This window comes from Pantoea folii (genome assembly GCF_056678875.1).
Genome location: NZ_JBWXON010000001.1, coordinates 209,156 through 227,751 on the forward strand (window position 1 = coordinate 209,156; position 18,596 = coordinate 227,751).

Genomic DNA, 18,596 nt, shown 5'->3' on the forward strand with positions numbered 1-18,596 from the left:
AGCGCTCAGGAAATGAAAAGTCATCTGAAGGTTGAATATCATGACCAGACCGCCCGTTATGCCATATAGGGTTCACTAAAACACGGTATTGTGAGCCATCGTATCCGGCCAGGAAAAGATCAATGTTGAATTGTTCAGGCATCTCCCGCAGTGCCATCAAGGGTTATCCGCAATCCGCACAGTTCGATGGCAAGCGTTTCACCAATGCTGCTCCCCGGCAGCCGTTGAAATTCAGCGAATATATGAAGATGTTCTGGGATTTGGCGTTCAACAAGCCAAAAGAAACGGTACCTCAGCAGCAATTACCTGTGCAGCCCATCACGTCCGAGGCGCTCGCCATGGCAGCCGACAACAGTGTGTTTCGACTGGGGCATTCATCGCTGCTGCTCAAATTGAAAGGCAAGTATTGGCTTACTGATCCAGTATTTAATCTGCGAGCGTCTCCCTTTAAGTGGCTCGGGCCAAAGCGTTTTCAGGCTGCACCCATCGAGCTGAGCGATTTACCGCCTATTGAGGGCATTATTTTATCCCATGACCATTATGATCATCTGGATTACCAGACGATCATGCAGTTGAAAGATCGTGTTCGCTATTTCCTCGCTCCGCTGGGCGTCGGCGATTTGCTGGCGAAGTGGGGAGTGGCTGAGGAGAAGATCACCCAACTGGATTGGTGGCAATCTACGGAGGTGGGCGAGGTGCATTTTGTCGCCACACCGTCGCAGCACTTTTCCGGGCGTGGTTTGTTTGACGGCAATAAACGTTTGTGGTGTTCATGGAGCATCATCACCGATGAATTTCGTTTATTTTTTGGCGGTGACTCCGGCTATTTTCCGGGCTTTAAAGAAATCGGTAATAAATACGGTCCATTTGATGTTGCCTGCCTTGAAAATGGGGCTTATGACAGCCGATGGGCGGATATTCACATGATGCCAGGGGATACCATCCGGGCGTTTCAGGATCTAAAGGGAAAATGGTTAATGCCCATTCATAACGCGGCCTTCGATCTTGCTTTCCATCACTGGAATGACCCCCTGATACAAATAGCGGCGCTGGCGCGTGAGCAAAAAATTAAATTGTCTTTACCGGTCATCGGACAAGCCGTGAACATTGTGCAACCAAGGGAAGAAGCGGTCTGGTGGTAACTGGAAATATAGGCTGCTATTTAGGGTAAGTAGCAGCCATTCTTTTTACGATTCAGTCAGTAAAACGCCATGTTTTCATTACTCAGCGGTAAGCTCATCATAAAGACTGCGCAATCGCGTACGCAGAGAAAGCACCGCTTTATGTTTGCGTGATAACAGCGCCTGTACGCTGATGCCGCTCTCTTCAGACAGCTCGTTGTAGCTGTAACCCAACAACTCTGTTTTTTCAAACACCTCGCGCTGAGCGAGTGGCAGTTCCGCTAAGGCTTCCTCCAGTTCTTCCCATAGCAGTGCTTTGAGATACTCATCTTCCGGCGTTTCCGGCACGCCAAATAGCGTTTCAGCCAGCTCATCTTCGGGAAAATCCGCCTCCTCATCGCCGTTCATCATATCGGCTAGCGGCAGTTCACGCTTCTTTCGCGCCCGGTCGGTCATCTCATTGCGTGCGGCAAGGAATAACCAGGCCGCGACATTTTCCACCGGTTGCTCAACCTGCATGAGCTTGTAGGTCACTTCCTGCAGGATATCGTCGGCATCTTCACGGATCGAGGTGCGGCCGCGAATAAATGCGCTCAATTTTGCCCGACAGGCGTTTAACGCGGACATCAGCAGAGAATCCTGCGCCATGGCGTTTACTCTGCGTCTGACGATTTAGCGGGAGCCTCGTCGGAGGGTGAGCGCGCATCATCGCGACGGCCATGCCAGTCACAGCGATCGCGGCGTCCACGGTGCAAACGTTCACGGCGGTGTTGCATAAACTCTTCGCGCTGTTCTGGAGTCATCTGCATCCAGCGTTCGTGCATGCGACGACGTGCCATACCGAACATGCCGGGGCGGAAACCTAAGCCACCAAACAGTATGCGGCACAATACCAGTAGCCCGATCGCCTGCCAGAACCCAATCGCCTTCACGCCGATGATGGCTGGCAGCACGGCATTCCACAGCGACATCACCAGCAGCCCAAGTGCCGCGATGATCACCACGCCGAGCAACAAGGGTTTCATCATGCGATGACCACCAAAATGGTGGTCACGGCGGTGTTGTCTGCGCATATCGAAATCTCTCATTGTTGTTATTCCTCATTACAGTAGCCGATATTGGCTCGTACTGAGGTAGACGAATGAGCGATGTGAATATTGCCAAAGAAGTGAAAATATTTTCCGAGCTTATAAATTTAGCGGTGATTCGGTGTTGTTCTACCGATCCGATTCACCGCTGCTCCCGAAGCGTATTCTCCTGCGATGAACGGGATCCATCCAACGATGGCTGCTACCCATACTGTCAGGGTTAAACCATAAGCTGACGTATAAACGTTAAATCAGCTTGCTGCGCTAATTCCTTCAGACGCTGATAAAGCAATTCTGCCTGGGGTAGCGCTGCACAACAATCTAAGAACTTTGCCTGGCGATCGTCGGTGCTGAAAGGTTCGTCTAACGCACCACGCGCCCGCAATCTGGCGTGGACAATTTCCTGACCATTCCTGAAACGCAAAGTGAGGATATGCGGCAAGTTTCTGTCTTCAGCCTCCTGTTCCGCTGTCCAGGGCGCAAGGGTAATCATCGCCAACAGTTGTGCATCTGCCTGTTGTTTTACGCTGGCGGCGGTAAAGTCCTGCACGCTCAACGTGCCATTCCTGAGCATCATGGCAACGCAATATTGCATTGAGAAGCGCGCTTGCATTTCATCCTGCGGCTGGTGGTAGGCAAGATTGCGCCAGTTGGCGATCCCCACCTGGCAGTGCACGCTTTCAATGTCGTCAATCTGCAATGTTTGCTGTTGCTGGATATCGGCAATCGCATCGAGAATGCGGTGGGTAGACCCGCAGCACGGATATTTTTTCGGCATCACACCGATTTGTTCAATGACATGCTGCTCAGCGCCGGGCAGCGACGGTTGGCTTAACAGACCGGCATAGAGTTCCGCAAAACCCTGTGCGCACTCAAGAATATCCAGACGACCTTGCATGCCGGTTTGCGCCAGCGTCGCGGCTTCAACGGCATTGCGCGCCGCCATTCCGGCATGAAACGGTTTCAGAGGCGTGCCAAACTGGCCTTTGACCCCACTGGCCAGACTTACCGCAATGCTCAACGTACGGGCAATCCCTGCTGCATCCTGGCCGAGCAGGGCAGCAACACCTGCCGCGCTGCCAATGCAACCCACGGTGGATGTACCATGCCAGCCAGCAGTGTAGTGCTGATAGCCGATGGCTTCGCCTATATAGGCTTGTGCCTGCAGACCAATTAAATAAGCGTGTATCAACGATGCGCCGTCGCTGTTTTGCGCCACGGCCAGCAGGGCCGGTACCAACACGGCCGATGCGTGACTCATGCCCGGTGCAAAGTTGTCGTCAAAGTCGATAGCGTGAGCGGCCGTGGCGTTGAACAACGCATCGAGCGCCTGGCTACGGGGTATCTGAGGCCATGCCTGCTGCACCGCCTGGGTAGAAAAGTCGCTACGGCCAGCTACCATGCAACCCAGGGAATCAATGATGGCGTCAATCGCCAGTTCACGAGCACGAAGAGTAAAGGGCGGTGGATTGGCACACCACTGTGCCAGAGATTCGATGAGCGTCATGATGATGTCTCCCTGTCCAATACGGTGAGCAGCCTGTGCAACAACGAGCCAATCTGGAAACGATTCACCTCTTGCCCCGGTGTGCGGGTGTCAACACGATGTACGATCACCCTATTCTGTTGCGGCATCACCAGGCAGAAGTGACCTCCTGCACCACGCGCTGAGTAACTGCCCGCTGGCAGGATCACCTCTGGCCAGGCCACGCCATCGCGCGTGATCCACCACATATTGCCGTAGCCCCCGCGATCGCCCGCATGCGAAACAGGCAAGGTGCTGGTGCGAACCCACTGTTGCGGGATGATTTGTCGATCGCCCCAGCGCCCCTGCTGCAGAAAGAGCTGGCCGAATCGCAGCAGGTCGCGACTTGAGAGCGTAAAGGGATAGGCAGGGTGATCAGAAAATTCTCCGGGTTCCAGCCAACTGTCCTGATCAACGCGATAATCCTGCATCCCCAGCGGGTCGGCAATGCGCTGCGCAAACGCCTGGTTGATCTCCTCTCCCGTGAGCTGACGGTAGGCACTGCCCAGCACATTAAAATCCCAGTTGCTATAGCACCAGTTCTCGCCTGGCGCATGCAGGTGGCGCGGGGGTTTAATACGCTGCATCCAGGCGGTTTCATAGTTCGCCGGATGATAAATGCCAGAACGGGCGGTCAACAGATCGTATAGCGTGGCCTGTTTCTCGCTGACGCTCAGTCCTTCACGGTCATCGATTCCCAGCGTCTGCAAGGTTAAGGAGAGATCAAAACGGCCTTCTGCCACTGCGCAGCCGATCAGCGCACTAAGAAAGCTTTTGCGCATCGAGTGGCAGGGGTAACGCTGGGCAGCATCGCCGTAACTGAACAGGATTTCATCACCCTGCGCCACCAGCAGCACGGCAGTGGCCTGGCCTTCAAGTTGTTGCTGAAGTGATTCAAACATGGCAAAGCCTCATCGTTTTAGTGTGGATCAGAGGTTCACGCCTCACTCGCCGCCAGAAACTCGCGGGTATAGATTTCCCGTGCTCCGCCCTGACGCACGCTATCCGCACTGAGTTCTTCCAGCAATTTGCCGTGATGCATGATGCCGATGCGACGGCAAAGGTGTGTCACGACCGCCAAATCATGCGTCACCATTAAATAAGTGAGGCTGCGCTGCCGTTGCATGCTGCTGAGTAAATTGAGGATTTCAGCCTGAACTGAGACGTCCAGTGCTGAGGTCGGCTCATCCAGTAACAGCACGGAAGGTTCCAGAATGAGGGCCCGCGCGATGGCCACACGCTGACGTTGTCCACCAGAAAGTTGATGGGGATAACGATAACGGTAGGCATTGGAAAGTCCGACCGCATGCAGCACATCGCTGATGCGCGCTTCATGGTGGTCCATAGCATGCAGCTTCAGCGGTTCACGCAGACTGGCCCACACCATTTTTCTCGGATGGAGCGAGGCGTAAGGGTCCTGAAACACCATCTGCACCTGGCGATAAAAGGCTTTATCTCGCTGCGGCTGCTGTTCACGATTATTGAACAGAATATGGCCCTGATAATCGTGATTCAGGCCAGCCAGTGCGCGTAAAATGGTGGATTTTCCGCAGCCCGATTCCCCAATCAGGCCGTAACAATCTCCTTGTGCCAGCGTCAGGCTAACGTTATCAACCACCTGTCGCCGATGTGCTCCCTGACCGAATGCGATACTGACATCCACCATTTCAATCCTGCGTTGTGCGGTTGGAATGGGATTCATAATGCGACTCCATCACGAAAACAGGGGCCGGTGAGCCAGCTGGCATCTCGGGTCGGCACACGCAGCGTATCAAGGGGATGATGCAGACGTGGCTGACTGGCAAGTAATGCCTGCGTGTAAGGATGCTGCGCCTGTTCCAGACGTTCGGCACGAATCTCTTCGACAATACGCCCGGCGTACATCACCAGCACGCGATCGCAGAAACGAGAGACCAGATTAAGGTCATGACTGATAAACAGCAGGCCGGTTTGACGCCGCGCCAGCTGTTCATTCAGGATGCTCAGCACCTGCTGGCGCACCGTCACGTCCAGAGCGGAGGTGGGTTCGTCGGCGATGATCAAATCCGGCTCGGGGATCAGCATCATCGCGATCATCACGCGCTGGCCCATACCGCCAGAAATCTCGTGGGGATAGAGGCGTGCCACTTTCGCCACGTCGCGAATATGCACCGATTCCAGCATCGCTAGCGCGCGATCTCTGGCTTCGCTTTTACTCACCCGGCGATGCAACCTGAAGGCTTCCGCCACCTGATCGCCAATGCGCATTAGTGGATTAAGCGAGAAGCGGGGATCCTGCAGGATCATTGAAATACGATTTCCGCGAATCTGGCGCATCTGTTTCTCACTGCTGTTGAGCAGATCAATATCACCGAAATGCATCTGATCGGCGGTAACGCGACCGATTTTGGGGGTCAGTTGCAGCAATGCACGGCAGGTCTGTGATTTTCCCGAACCGGATTCACCGACAATCGCCACTTTCTCACGTCCAACATGAAAAGAAACGTCACGTACCGCGCGGTGCTCCCCGTGCGCGCTGCGAAATACGATATTGAGGTTTTTCACCTGAAGCAGATTATTCATGGCGGATATCCATTACGTCGCGCAGGCCATCACCCAACAGGTTGAAGGCGAGACTGGTGAACAATATTGCTAATCCAGGGATGGCAGCGATCCAGCCATTGTTCAGCATGAATTCGCGGCCGGAAGCCAGCATAGCGCCCCATTCCGGACTAGGCGCTTGAGCGCCAAGCCCCAGGAAACCCAGTCCAGCGGCGGTAAGGATAATCGCCGCCATGTTAAGGGTGACGCGCACGATGACAGAAGGCAGGCACATGGGGATGATATGTCGCACGATGATGTGCCAGGCGGATGCCCCTTGTAAGCGTACCGCGGCGATGTAATCCATCTTACGGATGGCCAGAGTTTCGGCGCGCGCGAGGCGGGCAATCGGCGGCCAGGCGGAGAGAGAAATCGCGATGATTGCATTCTCGATACCAGGCCCCAATGCCGCAACAAACGCCAGTGCCAAAATCAAACTGGGGAAGGCAAGGAAGATATCCACCAGACGCATCAGCAGCGTATCGACCCAACCGCCGAGATAACCTGCACTGGTGCCGACCAGTAAGCCAATGGGGGTGATGATCAGCGCGGTTAAGCCTGCGATATACAGTGTGATGCGCGCGCCATACAGCAGACGGCTGTAAATATCTCGTCCCAATTCGTCGGTCCCTAGCCAGTGTTCAGCAGAAAACGGTTGCAGGCGGAAAGCGAGGTTTTGGGCATAGATATCGTGTGTGGCTAACCAGGGCGCAAACACCGCCGCGCCAGCAATGATCAACAGCACCAGCAAACCAAAGAGCGCGGAGTGATTAGCGCGGAAGCGTCGCCACTGAATCCATAGCAGTTGCATGTGCGCCTGAAAAGGTGACTGCGGCGAAGGATCGCGCAGCCAGGCGCGTAAGCTACGCGAAGGGTTAACGCGCATCGATTTATTGACGGAATCGGTCATGCTTCCTCCTGACGCGTACGCGGATCGAACAGACGATAAAGCAGGTCGCACAGCAGATTGATGCCGACAAAAATCGCGCCAATTAGTAATGTGCAGCCGACGACCGCATTCATATCGCCCGCCAGTAAGGCATTGGTCAGATAGCGACCAAAGCCGGGCCAGGCAAACACGGTTTCGGTGAGAACTGCGCCTTCCAGCAGCCAGGCCCAGGAAAGGGCCACCACTGTCAGTGTGGGCACGGCGATATTGCGCAGAGCATGCACCCAAACACATCGCGCCCACGACAAACCTTTCACGCGAGCGGTAATGATGTATTCCTGCGACAGTTGTTCCAGCATGAAGCTACGCGTCATACGGCTGATGTAAGCCAGCGCGCTCAAGCCAAGAATCGACGCGGGCAAAATGATGTGACCAAACACGTTGCGGAACATATCCCAGTTTCCGCTCAGCGCGCTGTCGATCAGCCAGAATCCCGTCACCGGATGTAAATCGAACTCGTAGATAAAATCGATGCGTCCTGGTCCGCCAATCCAGCCGAGCGTGGCGTAAAACAGCAGCAATCCCATCAGACCCAGCCAGAAGTGCGGGGTGGAATAGCTGAGTAGCCCCACGAAGCGGATCAGATGATCGAACCAGGTGTTGCGGTACATTGCCGCCAGCACGCCCGCCGGAATACCGAAACCGACGCCGATAATGGCCGCCACTGTGGCCAGTTCCAGCGTAGCGGGGAAGACGCGCGCGATATCCTGCGCCACCGGATGACTGGTGGTCAGAGCGATACCAAAATCGAGGTGCAGCAGTTGCCAGACGTAGTCGGCAAATTGGTGCCACAACGGTTGATCCAGCCCCAACTGATGAAACATCTTGTCGTAGGCTTCCTGACTGGCGTTATCGCCGATGATCGCGACCACCGGGTCGATAGGCAGTAAGCGACCAATAAAGAAGGTCAGGGCAGCTAACCCCAGTAGCGTGCAAACAATCGAGACAAGCCCACGAGCAAGGCGTCTTATCAGACGCCAGCCAGCGGAAGGGGGGTTGTGTGCAACGGGTATCATGACCTGTGACATCTGCCACCTCCATTATTTACTTGCGGCACCATACCAAACGCGAAAACCGTTCCAGGTCCAGTTTTTCACCGTTGGGCTAATTCCCGCGGTGTTGTACATCTGGAACATGATCGCCATAGGTCCTTTTTGCATCTGCTCTTTCTGCAGATCGCCATAGAGTGCAGCGCGCTTGGTGTCATCCGGTTCTAACAGTGCGGTTTCCACTTTCTGATTCATCTGCGGATCGTAATAAGCGGCACGCCAGCTTGGATATTGCGTGGCACGCGCTTCTTTACGATTGTCAGGGTTATAAACCAGACGTGAGGCATTGCCGTAGGCATCGGGCACCGAGGTTTGCCACGCCATCATTGCGCTCTGGAATTCCCGGCCACGTACCCGGCTGAACAACTGCGCGTTAGCCATGCGTTCCAGATTGAGTTTCACGCCGATTTTGGCGGCATTCTGCTGTACGCTTTGCGCGATTGGCGCCGAATGCGGCAGGGTGCCAAACAACACCGCCGTACTGAAACCATTGGGATAACCGGCTTCCGTCAGCAACTGTTTGGCTTTATCCAGATCGAGATGGAAAGGCTGACCTTGTTTGGCATCCAGCGCACCAAACGCCCCTTGTTGAACAAAACTGGCGCGCGGCACGCCGAGATAAGGCATGACGCTCTTCGCTAACCCGTCGTAATCGATCAGATAGCGCATGGCGAGACGGACTTTTTCGTTTTTGAAAATGGGGTCTTCATTATTGAAGGTCCAGAAAAACAGCTGTGGCTTCAACACTTTTTCCACTTTCACTTTGCCGCCCTGATCCAGCGTTTTCAGATCGTCAGCTGAGAGATCGCGGGCGATATCCACATCGCCCTGCGTCACCAGCAGACGCTGAGTGCCGGTTTCAGCCACATGACGAATCAGAATACGCTTCAGTACCGGCGCTTTTCCCCAGTAGTTCGGGGTGGCCTGGAGCACCACACCTTCACCGGCATTCCAGCGCACCAGTTGATAAGGCCCAACACAGGCGGTATGAGTGGAAAGGTATTTGTGTCCCAGATCGCCATCCACTGCCTGTTTTTCGACTTCTTTGCGGTTAAGCAGGGAAGAGACGTTATTGGCGGCAATCGCCTGGAGCACCAGATTAGTGGGGTAAGCTTTATCGAAACTCATCACCAGCGTTTTGTCATCGGGCGCGCTAATGCGTGAGTCGACGTTATCTTTATCAAAGCCATACTCCTTGATAGCGGCTGCATTGCCGTAGCCCAGTTTCACTACGCGCTGCATCGACCACGCCAGGTCGCTGGCGGTTGCGGCTGAGCCATCGGCAAATTTCAGGTTGTCCTGTAAATGAAAGGTGATGGTCTTGCGATCGGCAGAAACATCCCAACTTTTGGCCAATGCAGGATCGAGTTGCGTTTCATCACTGACACGAAAATCAACCAGTGTGTCACAGGTGTTTGAATAGATTTCACTGGTGACCACTTCACCAATCTGCGCCGGATCCCAGGTACTGATGGCATCAATGTTCCACGCCATCACTAAAGAATCGGCGGGCGTTGCGGCCTGTGCCGAAGCGCAGCAGGTCGCTGCCAGCGTCAATGCGGCAGTTAACATCTTGTTTTTCATCTATCTCTCCTGAGGCGTTACAGAGTATCCGGGCGCGGTTGAATGGGTGGTTTCACCTCAGCTGGAATAGGGCAGTGATAGGGTTTTTCACTGACTTGCTCGAAATGGGCTTTCTTCATCTGGGCCATCAGTATTTTGTCGGTCAGCACGTCCACCGCCGTCGCGGCCATGACTTTCGCGACATGGCCCAGCGCTTTGTGTGCGGCCGGCATTTTGCCTTGCGCGGTCAGTTGCCATGAGTGACCAGGGGTTCCAATAGCCATGGTGGGTACGTGCGCCTGCACGGTCGGGATCAACCAACTGACATCACCGACATCGGTCGAGCCAATCATGACCTCTCCGTGGGTATCGAGCGGAATGATGTAATCGCTGAGGGGTTTAGGATCGGCGGGTTTCACACCGGTTTTGCGGTAGCAGTTATCAATCTCTTCCGCTGTTAGCGTGGCCTGAATTTCAGCTGCAAAGGCGAGGTCAGCCTGGTCAAATGGCACCGGACCAAGCGCTTCCAGATTCCGCTGCATCGCTTCTTCTAACGGACGATTGCCAAGCAGGTTGGATACCGCGCTCATGATGCTGATATCCACTTCGGTATCGGTCATGATGGCGGCACCCTGAGCCACGCGCTTGACCCGCTCATTCAGTTCAAACATCGCGTGGACATCGCGCGAGCGAATGGCATAACGCACGGTAGATTTTGCCTGTACCACATTGGGAGCCACACCACCGGCATCGAGGAAGGCGTAATGTATGCGGGAATCTTGCGGCACGTGTTCGCGCAGGAACTGTACGCCAACGTTCATCAATTCGGCGGCATCCAGCGCACTGCGCCCAAGATGTGGAGAAGCCGCAGCGTGGGATGAGCGGCCACGGAAAGCGAAATCTATGCGGGTGTTAGCGAGAGAAAGCGGTTTTGCCACTTCATGATGCGCGCCTGGATGCCAGGTGATGGCGACATCGACGCCATCGAATGCGCCAGCACGCGCCATAAAGGATTTGGCCGCACCGCCTTCTTCTGCCGGACAGCCATAATAGCGAACGCGGCCCGGTGTGCCGCTCTCTTCAAGCCATGACTTCAACGCAGTAGCCGCCAGCATGGCAGCCGATCCCAGCAAGTTATGCCCGCAGCCATGACCATGGCCGTTGCCCGGCAGTGGAGAATAACGCGCCACGCCTGCTTCCTGACTCAACCCTGGCAAGGCATCATATTCTCCGAGGAAAGCGATGATGGGACCGCCTTCACCGGCTTCACCCATCACCGCCGTGGGGATGTCGGCCACGTTTTCTGTGACGCGGAATCCTTGCTGATTTAGCATTGCGGTGTGTTCAGCCACCGAACGATACTCGGTATAGCAAATTTCCGGCATGCCCCAGACGCGATCGCTCAGTTCACAAAATACCCCTTGATATTCTTCTACCCACTTCCAGACTAACGCTTTGTTTTCCATGATAGTCCCCAGCTTGGTTGGTCAGGTTTTCGTCTCTCTGAAGCCCCAGCATGGAGTAAATCATCAGCGTAAGGCCAATGAGCAATTCACACTCCCCATTCCAAAACGGCATAGTTTTATGTCAGGCCGCATTAGCCGTCTCGCTGGCACATGCTCGCAGCCACAGTTGTTCAGCCTGAGAATTTTGCAGAATCGGTTGACGATAGAGCCGAATCGCCAGCGACATATCCCAGCTGCTGTCATCGGCGCGCACTAAACTGCCGCTGGCCAGTTCTTCATGCACCAGACTCAGAGGCAACCACGCCACGCCGCCACCGGCCAGGACCATGGCTTTGAGATTCACCGACATACCATTTTCATATACCGCTTCAAGAGGAAGCGGGCGTTTGCTGAGCATTTGCGCCAGCGCATGAGCAAAGAAGGTATGTTGTCCATAGCTCAACCACGGAATCGGACCGCCATCCGCGCGCACCGGATAGAGTGGCTTGCCACTGCTATCCGGGCGACACACGGCAATGGCACGCTCACGGCCCAGTTGCACCATGGGATACGCCGCCAGCTGATGTATTAGCGACACCGCATCGTGCGCGTAAGTCAGTAGAAAATCGGTTTCACCGCTGTGTAAGGTGGAGATGTGCTCAGCGAAAGTCGGTTTTTGATTACACAGGCGGATATAGCTGAGATTGGGCTGCAGATTTAATCGCTGTATCCAGTCAGGGAAGAACGTCAGAGAAAGGGTATTTAGCATCGCAAAACGTAACACCGCAGTGCGCGAACTGTAGCGCTGGTGCAGATCATTGCGCAGATGCGACATGGAAAATACCGTTTCGCTGGCGGTTGCGAGGAAGGTTTGTCCCTCTGGCGTGAGCGTAACCGGATAGGTTTTACGATCGAATAACGGCACACCCAGCCACTCTTCCAGTTGCCGGATGCGCCGACTGAGCGCCGATTGCGTGATATGCCGCTCATCCGCGGCACGGGTAAAACTATAACAGCGTGCAACACTGAGAAAATCTTCAAACCATTTCAATTCCATAGCAAAGACCTCTTTGGATGAATGGGAAAGCAACGTCAGCGGTGGGAAACCTTTTGTTACACGCAAGAAACGCGCCATGCTGAATTACAGCGGTACAGGCACTGGCACAGCCATGACGCCGTCATAAACGCTTAAGATGGAGCAACCACTGCACTCGTGGGGTGCAGTGGATTTGCCCTGATGATGGCTGGAGATTGGCAAAGTCGAATTGACCAGGCGACAATAAAGGCCTTTGAAATTTGAGCGATGAAATGAATCTATGAATGCCCATATTGAATCTGTTGAGCTGGAAAAAGCCTATCGCCTGATCAACCATGGCCCAACGACCTTGGTTTCCTCCCGCCATGACGGGATTGACAATGTGATGTCTGCATCCTGGGTATGTGGATTAGAGTTCAAACCGGCAAAATTGACGGTTGTGCTGGATAAATCCACCTTCACGCGTAAGTTGATTGAGCAAAGCCTGAAATTCGTTATACATGTCCCAACCGTCAGCCAGGCGCAGATGGTTCATTATCTCGGTACGCATTCCCGCACTGAGCAGTCAGATAAGCTAGCCACAGCTGGCGTCGAGTTCTTCCAGTTACCGGAAAGTCATCTCCCTTTGGTGGCTGGCTGTGCGGCTTGGTTGTACTGCGAGTTGATACCTATCGAACAAAATCAGATCGACCACGATTTGTTCATCGGTGAAATCAAGGGTGCCTGGGCGGATAGCCGGGTGTTTAAAGAAGGGCGCTGGTTATTCGAGGACGCACCAGACGAGATGCGCAGTTTGCATTACATCGCCGGGAAACGTTTTTATAAGACGGGCTCACTGCTGGATGTCGAGTGAACCCGTCCAATTCATTCATTGAGTTTGGCCTGGCGCATGGGCATTTTATCAATGGTTGAGAGCAACACCTCAGTATTCAGAGGTGTTGTTTCACGTAGTTTCATTCCACCATCTTTTCCAACCAGCACCACTTCAAATCCTTTCGGATTGAGTTGCTTACGCAAAGTGCCATTAGCTGTGGGTGAAGTATCACTGAACACAATGATATCGCGATCGGCCAGTTCCGCTTTCTGCTTCTCCAGCATCGCCATCTGCGCGACATAAGCAGGATCTGTTTTTGATGGGGCAAAGATCACCAGAGGGCGGTTGTGCCAGCGATATTGAGTGAGGTCTGAGACCTTCGGCGATAAAGGCTGGAACAGGGGCTCTTCAGCCGCACGAACGTTGTTAAGGCTCATTATTGAACAAATGGTCAACAGCAGCAGTGGCGTCTTCAGCAGTAAACTCGTCTTCGACATGATGGTTTCCCCGGCAGGTTAAAGATCGCGTACTACCAAGGTTAGTGGAACCGTGCGCGTGCGTAAGTTACTTCACGTTTCTTTACCCACAGTGGTAAAAATGAAAACAAGAAATGTCTTTCGTGTTGCTAATGTCAACCGGAACTTAAGGCTTCGTATGTCACATTCTGATGTTTTTCTGAAGAAGAGAACAGGGCATGTACATATGTCAAAGCTGGGCATATACTAGACATATGCTGAGTGATGAAGCTCAAAACATAAAGCCGGTGACGGCACCGTGCCGGAAGTCCGTTCAGGAGGATTGATCATGCGAACCGTTTCTGTATTTAAAAATGGCAATAACCGCGCCATTCGTTTGCCACGCGATATGGATTTTGAAGGGGTGAGTGAGTTGGAGATTGTCCGGGAAGGTGACAGCATCATACTGCGCCCCGTTCGGCCAACCTGGGGCTCATTTATGCAGCTTGAGAAAGCGGACCCGGATTTTATGATGGATCGCGGGGATGTTGTCAGTGATGAGGGAAGATTTGATCTGTGAACAAAACCTACATGCTGGATACTTGTATCTGTTCGTTTATTATGCGCGAGCAACCAGAGGACGTGATCAGACGGCTTGAACAAGCGGTGCTGCGCAACCATCGCATTGTAGTATCGGCTATTACTTACGCAGAAATGCGCTTTGGTGCTATTGGAAAGAAAGCCTCGCCGCGTCATGGTCAACTGGTTGACGAATTCTGCGCCCGACTTGATGCGATTGTGCCCTGGGATCGGGCGGCGGTGGACGCCACTGCTGTAATTAAGGCCACCCTAAGCGCAGCCGGAACACCTATAGGCCCAAATGACACGGCGATTGCCGGCCATGCCATTGCGGCCGGCGTTATCTTGGTGACAAATAATACCAGGGAATTTGCGAGGGTACCGGGTTTGGTGCTGGAAGACTGGGTGAAGTAAGCCGCTTATCAATCTCGGAAAGTACCTGAAGCATTTCTGCGGTAATTTGTGGGCAAAACCCACGTAATTTACACGTAGCAGCGTCAGGATGTGGTGGCGCAGACTCTCATCGATGCGATGTGTGCCGGGCTTTCCACGCCGTGCATCGGTTAGACCGGCTGCACCAGACTCGCGGTAGCGCGCAAGCAGACGCCGGCAGTGGCGGTCCGTGAGGCCAAGTCGTTGTGATGCAAGCGAAGTGGTGAGCCTGCCATCAATGACATCCTGCAGGATCTTGAGGCGGTCAACTTCATTCATCGTAAAGCACTCCGAACCGTAAGCCGTCATCAGTTGCGTCCTCAGCCGGGAAACCCTGAAAAAAAGGACGATAAAGCGGACCTCTCAAAATAGCCAGAGGCGGACATCTGAATTTAGCCACTACAATCAAAGTGCGCATAATCATGATTATGTTAAATTGGATGTTTTGATGCACACCACACATCATGCTGGGCTTTCTGATGCTCACTTCTACGGCGCCAATTCTCGCTCATCAGATTTATTCCACAAATGCATAAAATTTTCTTTACTCAGCTTATGACAGTTACATGAATCCTGTAATATCCCTATCCACTCTGCCCACCTTTTCAGCATGCACAAAGAGTATCAATGCGTAAAAGTGTCCTCTCAGATAGCACCCCTCGTCTGCTAAAGACTTCTCTTGGAAGAAGTATGGCCGTATTTCTGCTTTCCATCAGTTTACTGGTGGTGGCTATTAATGCCTGGTCTCTTTGGCACTCCTGGCAGCAACACCTGACAGAAAAAGAAGAGGATGCACGCAATCTCTCGCTCTCATTAGCCAAACAAGCTGAAGATGCCTTTTTACAGGTTGATATTACCCTCGCGGATGCTGTGCGCCAGTTACGTCAAAACGGCAACAGCTTTGCTGCAACACCGCAGTTCCTGCATCAAATCAAAGACCAGCAAAGCAAGCTCCCTCAGCTGCACGGACTGTTTGTTTACGATACCAAGGGACATTGGGTGGCTTCATCGGGCAACTTCACGCCAACCAATGCCAGTAACGCCGATCGTGATTACTTTGTCTGGCATCGGACGCATCCCAGTCTGGATATCCATATCAGCCATGTCATCCGCAGTCGCTCCACCGGTGATCTGGTGATTCCTGTTTCGGTACGCCTAAATGATAATGCGGGGAATTTTGCTGGTGTCGCCCTTGCGACGGTCAAAGTGGATTATTTCCGGCAGTACTACAGCTACTACACGCTTGGCGATAAAGATGCGTTGGGATTGATCCTGGCGGATGCCACGGCCCTTTATATTCGCCCTTTTCCTGACTCTTATATTGGCCGGACCCTTTCCGGCAGCCCGCTGTTTCAAACCGAGCTTAAATCGGCGTCGAGCGGCAGCGCGACCTGGCGTTCGACGCTCGACGGTGTTGAACGTGTGTTCGGCTATGCTCGACTAGAGCGTTATCCACTGATTGTGACGGCTGGCTATGACCGTGACCGGCTTCGCATGGAGTGGATGACGGCCAACCTGACGAATGTTTTGCTCAACATTGTGCTGCTCTTAACCATTACCGGCATGGGCGTCTTTGTATTGCGCCAGGTGGGTACCAATGTGCGCAATCAAATTGAGCTGACCCATGTTCGTGATGAACTGACCACCATCAACCATACGCTGCAATCCCTGGCGTTGGTCGATGGTTTGACCGGGCTGGCGAATCGCCGTCAGTTCGATGCTCTGCTGGAGCAAGCCCTGCTTCGTTCAGAAAAGCACGCTGAGCCGCTCTCGCTGGTGATGATCGATATCGATTATTTTAAACGCTATAACGACACCTACGGGCATGTTGCGGGTGATGAGTGTTTGCAGGATGTCGGCCTGGCGTTAAAGGATAGCGTGCATTATCAAGGCGATATCGTGGCACGTTATGGCGGTGAAGAGTTTGCGATCATTCTGCCCAGCACCTCAGCCTTTGATGCCAAAAAAGTGGCTGAGCGCGCGGTCAGATTTGTTGCAGAAACCGGCATTGCACATGAAAGCTCAGATGTTCCAGCTGGCGTAGTGACCATCAGCGCTGGCTACAGCACGCTGACGTCAACTGGTAAAACAGGCGAAGCAGACCAGCTGAAACAGGACGCCGACAAAGCCCTTTATCTGGCAAAACGCAGCGGGCGTAATCAAATTAAGCCCTGATGTTCGCTATCAGTGCGCTCTATTTCTTCACGCTGAGAGACAGGTGGTTAGGCAGCGAAAACAACGGGCAGTGAAGAAACGTGACAGGTACGCGTGAAAAGCGAGCCAGTTTGAGATTCTCATTCCCGAGAATAGCGGTACATTCTCCATTGGCATCAACGATCAACAGCCCCTCTTCAAAACGCGGGATAAACCCTGTTAAGTATTCAAAATTCCCGCCGTGTTCTTTGTCTGCATAAATGACCAGCGCATCAAAACCGCCGTCGACCATCCCTTGTATAACCTTATTTTTTCGCTCCAGCATAGTTTCGTCGGAGAGAAAAACGGGTTCAACTTGGGTAAATTTTATCGGTGCTTTAGTCGGGCCAAGCTGAATTGGGGGAGACATCATGATGAATGACCTCAGGTTAACGTGTTTAAGGCTGGAGTGGCGGAAACTGATTGCCGCAGGATTAAGCAAGGTAGCACCTGTTGATTTTAATTGTGCACGGATAATGTCTTTCCCGATTCCTTTATCACTTCAGACACACAAATTTTGTGTGAGGCCACCCTCAATTTTTTCACTCAATGCTGGTTAAGCAAGAAGCTCAAGGCGCAGAATGGAATATATAACCGTTAGTGAATATATATTCATACATTATTGTAGCGCCTCGGATTACCCTAATCCCTAAGGAGAATGTCTTATGAGTGGTTACACCTACCCGAAATTTGGTGCCGGTTTGTGGCATTTTGCTAACTACATAGATCGTTATGCCGTCGACGGATACGGTCCGGCGCTCAGCACGCTAGACCAGATCAAACTGGCTGGCAGTGTTGAAGACTTATCGTATGTTGATGTGCCCTATCCCTTTACTGAAGGTGTTACCGTTGCTCAGGTTAAAGAAGCCTTAGACCAGGCTGGGCTGAAAGCGATTGGCGTGACGCCTGAAATCTATCTGCGCCGCTTTTCTCGCGGTGCCTTTACTAATCCTGATCCCGCACTGCGCAAACAGGCCTTCGACCTGATGCATGAAGCGGCCACAGTCGTGCGGGAATTGGGTGCTAATTATGTGAAAATCTGGCCGGGACAAGATGGATGGGATTATCCCTTCCAGGTTGATCATAAAAATCTTTGGAAACTGGCGGTTGATGGCATGCGCGAACTGGCGAGTGCCAATCCTGATGTCAAATTTGCCATCGAGTATAAACCGCGTGAACCACGCGTTAAAATGACCTGGGATTCCGCTGCACGCACCTTACTAGGGATTGAAGATATTGGACTCGATAACGTCGGCGTGTTGCTGGACTTTGGCCACGCGCTATTTGCCGGTGAATCACCAGCGGACTCAGCCCAGCTGATTATTGATCGTGGAAGACTGTTTGGGATGGACGTGAACGATAACTTACGTGGTTGGGATGACGATCTCGTTGTCGGCACAGTGCACATGACAGAAATTTTTGAGTTCTTCTATGTGCTCAAAATCAATAATTGGGATGGCGTATGGCAACTGGACCAATTTCCCTTCCGCGAAGACCATGTTGAAGCCGCCAATCTGTCGATTCGATTCCTGAAGCATATTTACCGTGCCCTGGATAAGCTGGATATTGCCGCATTGCAAGCGGCGCAAAGTGAACAAAATCCACTCAAAGCCCAGAAAATCATTCAAAATGCGCTGTTAAGCAGTATTGAAGACTAGCCATGTAGTGCCCGGCACTTTTTTGCCGGGCAACCCTATAACCTCCGCTCGCCACCACCAAAATCAATAAACCCTGCTAATATGTAAACCCACTAAAATGTAGGGCTTC

At 53.0% G+C, this 18,596-nt stretch carries 19 protein-coding genes and 1 pseudogene; 6 read left to right on the forward strand and 14 right to left on the reverse strand.

The features are described from left to right. The first annotated feature begins 122 nt into the window (after positions 1-122). Positions 123-1,142, forward strand: coding sequence for an MBL fold metallo-hydrolase (locus tag AC1MDE_RS01075; protein WP_479400110.1), 1,020 nt, complete (start codon positions 123-125; stop codon positions 1,140-1,142). Between the two features lie 78 nt (positions 1,143-1,220). Here AC1MDE_RS01075 and AC1MDE_RS01080 read toward each other — a convergent pair whose 3' ends face one another. The 11 genes from AC1MDE_RS01080 to AC1MDE_RS01130 form a co-directional block, all read right to left on the reverse strand. Beyond that, positions 1,221-1,769: an RNA polymerase sigma factor gene (locus AC1MDE_RS01080; protein WP_480344131.1), complete on the reverse strand. Its 549-nt coding sequence runs from the start codon at positions 1,767-1,769 to the stop codon at positions 1,221-1,223. 5 nt (positions 1,770-1,774) lie between these two features. After that, the gene (locus AC1MDE_RS01085) at positions 1,775-2,209 is read right to left on the reverse strand and encodes a hypothetical protein (protein ID WP_480344132.1); all 435 of its coding nucleotides are present in this window, start codon (positions 2,207-2,209) and stop codon (positions 1,775-1,777) included. Between the two features lie 220 nt (positions 2,210-2,429). Next, positions 2,430-3,716 (reverse strand): MmgE/PrpD family protein, encoded by a 1,287-nt coding sequence (locus tag AC1MDE_RS01090; protein ID WP_479400108.1) that lies wholly within the window; start codon positions 3,714-3,716, stop codon positions 2,430-2,432. Continuing rightward, positions 3,713-4,636: a serine hydrolase domain-containing protein gene (locus tag AC1MDE_RS01095; protein WP_058962162.1), complete on the reverse strand. Its 924-nt coding sequence runs from the start codon at positions 4,634-4,636 to the stop codon at positions 3,713-3,715. The genes AC1MDE_RS01090 and AC1MDE_RS01095 overlap by 4 nt, the downstream gene beginning before the upstream one ends. 35 nt (positions 4,637-4,671) lie before the next feature. Then, complete coding sequence (locus tag AC1MDE_RS01100; protein WP_480344133.1) at positions 4,672-5,436, reverse strand: ABC transporter ATP-binding protein; 765 nt, start codon at positions 5,434-5,436, stop codon at positions 4,672-4,674. Next, positions 5,433-6,296, reverse strand: a complete 864-nt coding sequence (locus tag AC1MDE_RS01105; RefSeq protein WP_479415164.1) for an ABC transporter ATP-binding protein — start codon at positions 6,294-6,296, stop codon at positions 5,433-5,435. The genes AC1MDE_RS01100 and AC1MDE_RS01105 overlap by 4 nt, the downstream gene beginning before the upstream one ends. Then, positions 6,289-7,224, reverse strand: coding sequence for an ABC transporter permease (locus AC1MDE_RS01110; RefSeq protein ID WP_480344134.1), 936 nt, complete (start codon positions 7,222-7,224; stop codon positions 6,289-6,291). Before AC1MDE_RS01110 ends, AC1MDE_RS01105 begins: the two co-directional genes overlap by 8 nt. Further along, positions 7,221-8,291 (reverse strand): ABC transporter permease, encoded by a 1,071-nt coding sequence (locus AC1MDE_RS01115; protein WP_097119177.1) that lies wholly within the window; start codon positions 8,289-8,291, stop codon positions 7,221-7,223. Before AC1MDE_RS01115 ends, AC1MDE_RS01110 begins: the two co-directional genes overlap by 4 nt. Positions 8,292-8,303: 12 nt before the next feature. Continuing rightward, positions 8,304-9,896 (reverse strand): ABC transporter substrate-binding protein, encoded by a 1,593-nt coding sequence (locus tag AC1MDE_RS01120; RefSeq protein ID WP_166934693.1) that lies wholly within the window; start codon positions 9,894-9,896, stop codon positions 8,304-8,306. Between the two features lie 17 nt (positions 9,897-9,913). Further along, complete coding sequence (locus AC1MDE_RS01125) at positions 9,914-11,341, reverse strand: M20 family metallopeptidase (RefSeq protein WP_480344135.1); 1,428 nt, start codon at positions 11,339-11,341, stop codon at positions 9,914-9,916. Between the two features lie 121 nt (positions 11,342-11,462). After that, on the reverse strand, positions 11,463-12,377 hold the full coding sequence (locus AC1MDE_RS01130; protein WP_058962178.1) for a LysR family transcriptional regulator: 915 nt from the start codon (positions 12,375-12,377) through the stop codon (positions 11,463-11,465). A gap of 259 nt (positions 12,378-12,636) precedes the next feature. Here AC1MDE_RS01130 and AC1MDE_RS01135 point away from each other — a divergent pair, with 259 nt between their 5' ends. Next, the gene (locus AC1MDE_RS01135; protein WP_479400101.1) at positions 12,637-13,209 is read left to right on the forward strand and encodes a flavin reductase family protein; all 573 of its coding nucleotides are present in this window, start codon (positions 12,637-12,639) and stop codon (positions 13,207-13,209) included. Between the two features lie 11 nt (positions 13,210-13,220). Here AC1MDE_RS01135 and AC1MDE_RS01140 read toward each other — a convergent pair whose 3' ends face one another. Continuing rightward, the gene (locus AC1MDE_RS01140) at positions 13,221-13,667 is read right to left on the reverse strand and encodes a DUF4174 domain-containing protein (protein ID WP_058962155.1); all 447 of its coding nucleotides are present in this window, start codon (positions 13,665-13,667) and stop codon (positions 13,221-13,223) included. A 307-nt stretch (positions 13,668-13,974) separates the two neighbouring features. Here AC1MDE_RS01140 and vapB point away from each other — a divergent pair, with 307 nt between their 5' ends. Continuing rightward, positions 13,975-14,205 (forward strand): type II toxin-antitoxin system VapB family antitoxin, encoded by a 231-nt coding sequence (gene vapB / locus AC1MDE_RS01145; protein WP_045815538.1) that lies wholly within the window; start codon positions 13,975-13,977, stop codon positions 14,203-14,205. Continuing rightward, positions 14,202-14,618 (forward strand): type II toxin-antitoxin system VapC family toxin, encoded by a 417-nt coding sequence (locus AC1MDE_RS01150; protein WP_045832538.1) that lies wholly within the window; start codon positions 14,202-14,204, stop codon positions 14,616-14,618. The genes vapB and AC1MDE_RS01150 overlap by 4 nt, the downstream gene beginning before the upstream one ends. Before the next feature lie 125 nt (positions 14,619-14,743). Here the strand turns inward: AC1MDE_RS01150 and AC1MDE_RS01155 are convergent. Then, positions 14,744-14,945 (reverse strand): annotated as a pseudogene (locus tag AC1MDE_RS01155) (helix-turn-helix domain-containing protein); the annotation flags it as partial. Positions 14,946-15,326: 381 nt separating this feature from the next. Between AC1MDE_RS01155 and AC1MDE_RS01160 the strand changes: the two are divergent. Continuing rightward, entirely contained in the window at positions 15,327-16,811 is a 1,485-nt protein-coding gene (locus AC1MDE_RS01160) for a sensor domain-containing diguanylate cyclase (RefSeq protein WP_058961012.1), read from the forward strand. 19 nt (positions 16,812-16,830) lie between these two features. Here AC1MDE_RS01160 and AC1MDE_RS01165 read toward each other — a convergent pair whose 3' ends face one another. Further along, positions 16,831-17,202 (reverse strand): hypothetical protein, encoded by a 372-nt coding sequence (locus AC1MDE_RS01165; protein WP_479415167.1) that lies wholly within the window; start codon positions 17,200-17,202, stop codon positions 16,831-16,833. Between the two features lie 292 nt (positions 17,203-17,494). On the opposite strand from AC1MDE_RS01165, the gene AC1MDE_RS01170 reads away from it, so the two are divergent. Continuing rightward, entirely contained in the window at positions 17,495-18,487 is a 993-nt protein-coding gene (locus AC1MDE_RS01170; RefSeq protein WP_097117921.1) for a sugar phosphate isomerase/epimerase family protein, read from the forward strand. Positions 18,488-18,596 lie beyond the last annotated feature (109 nt).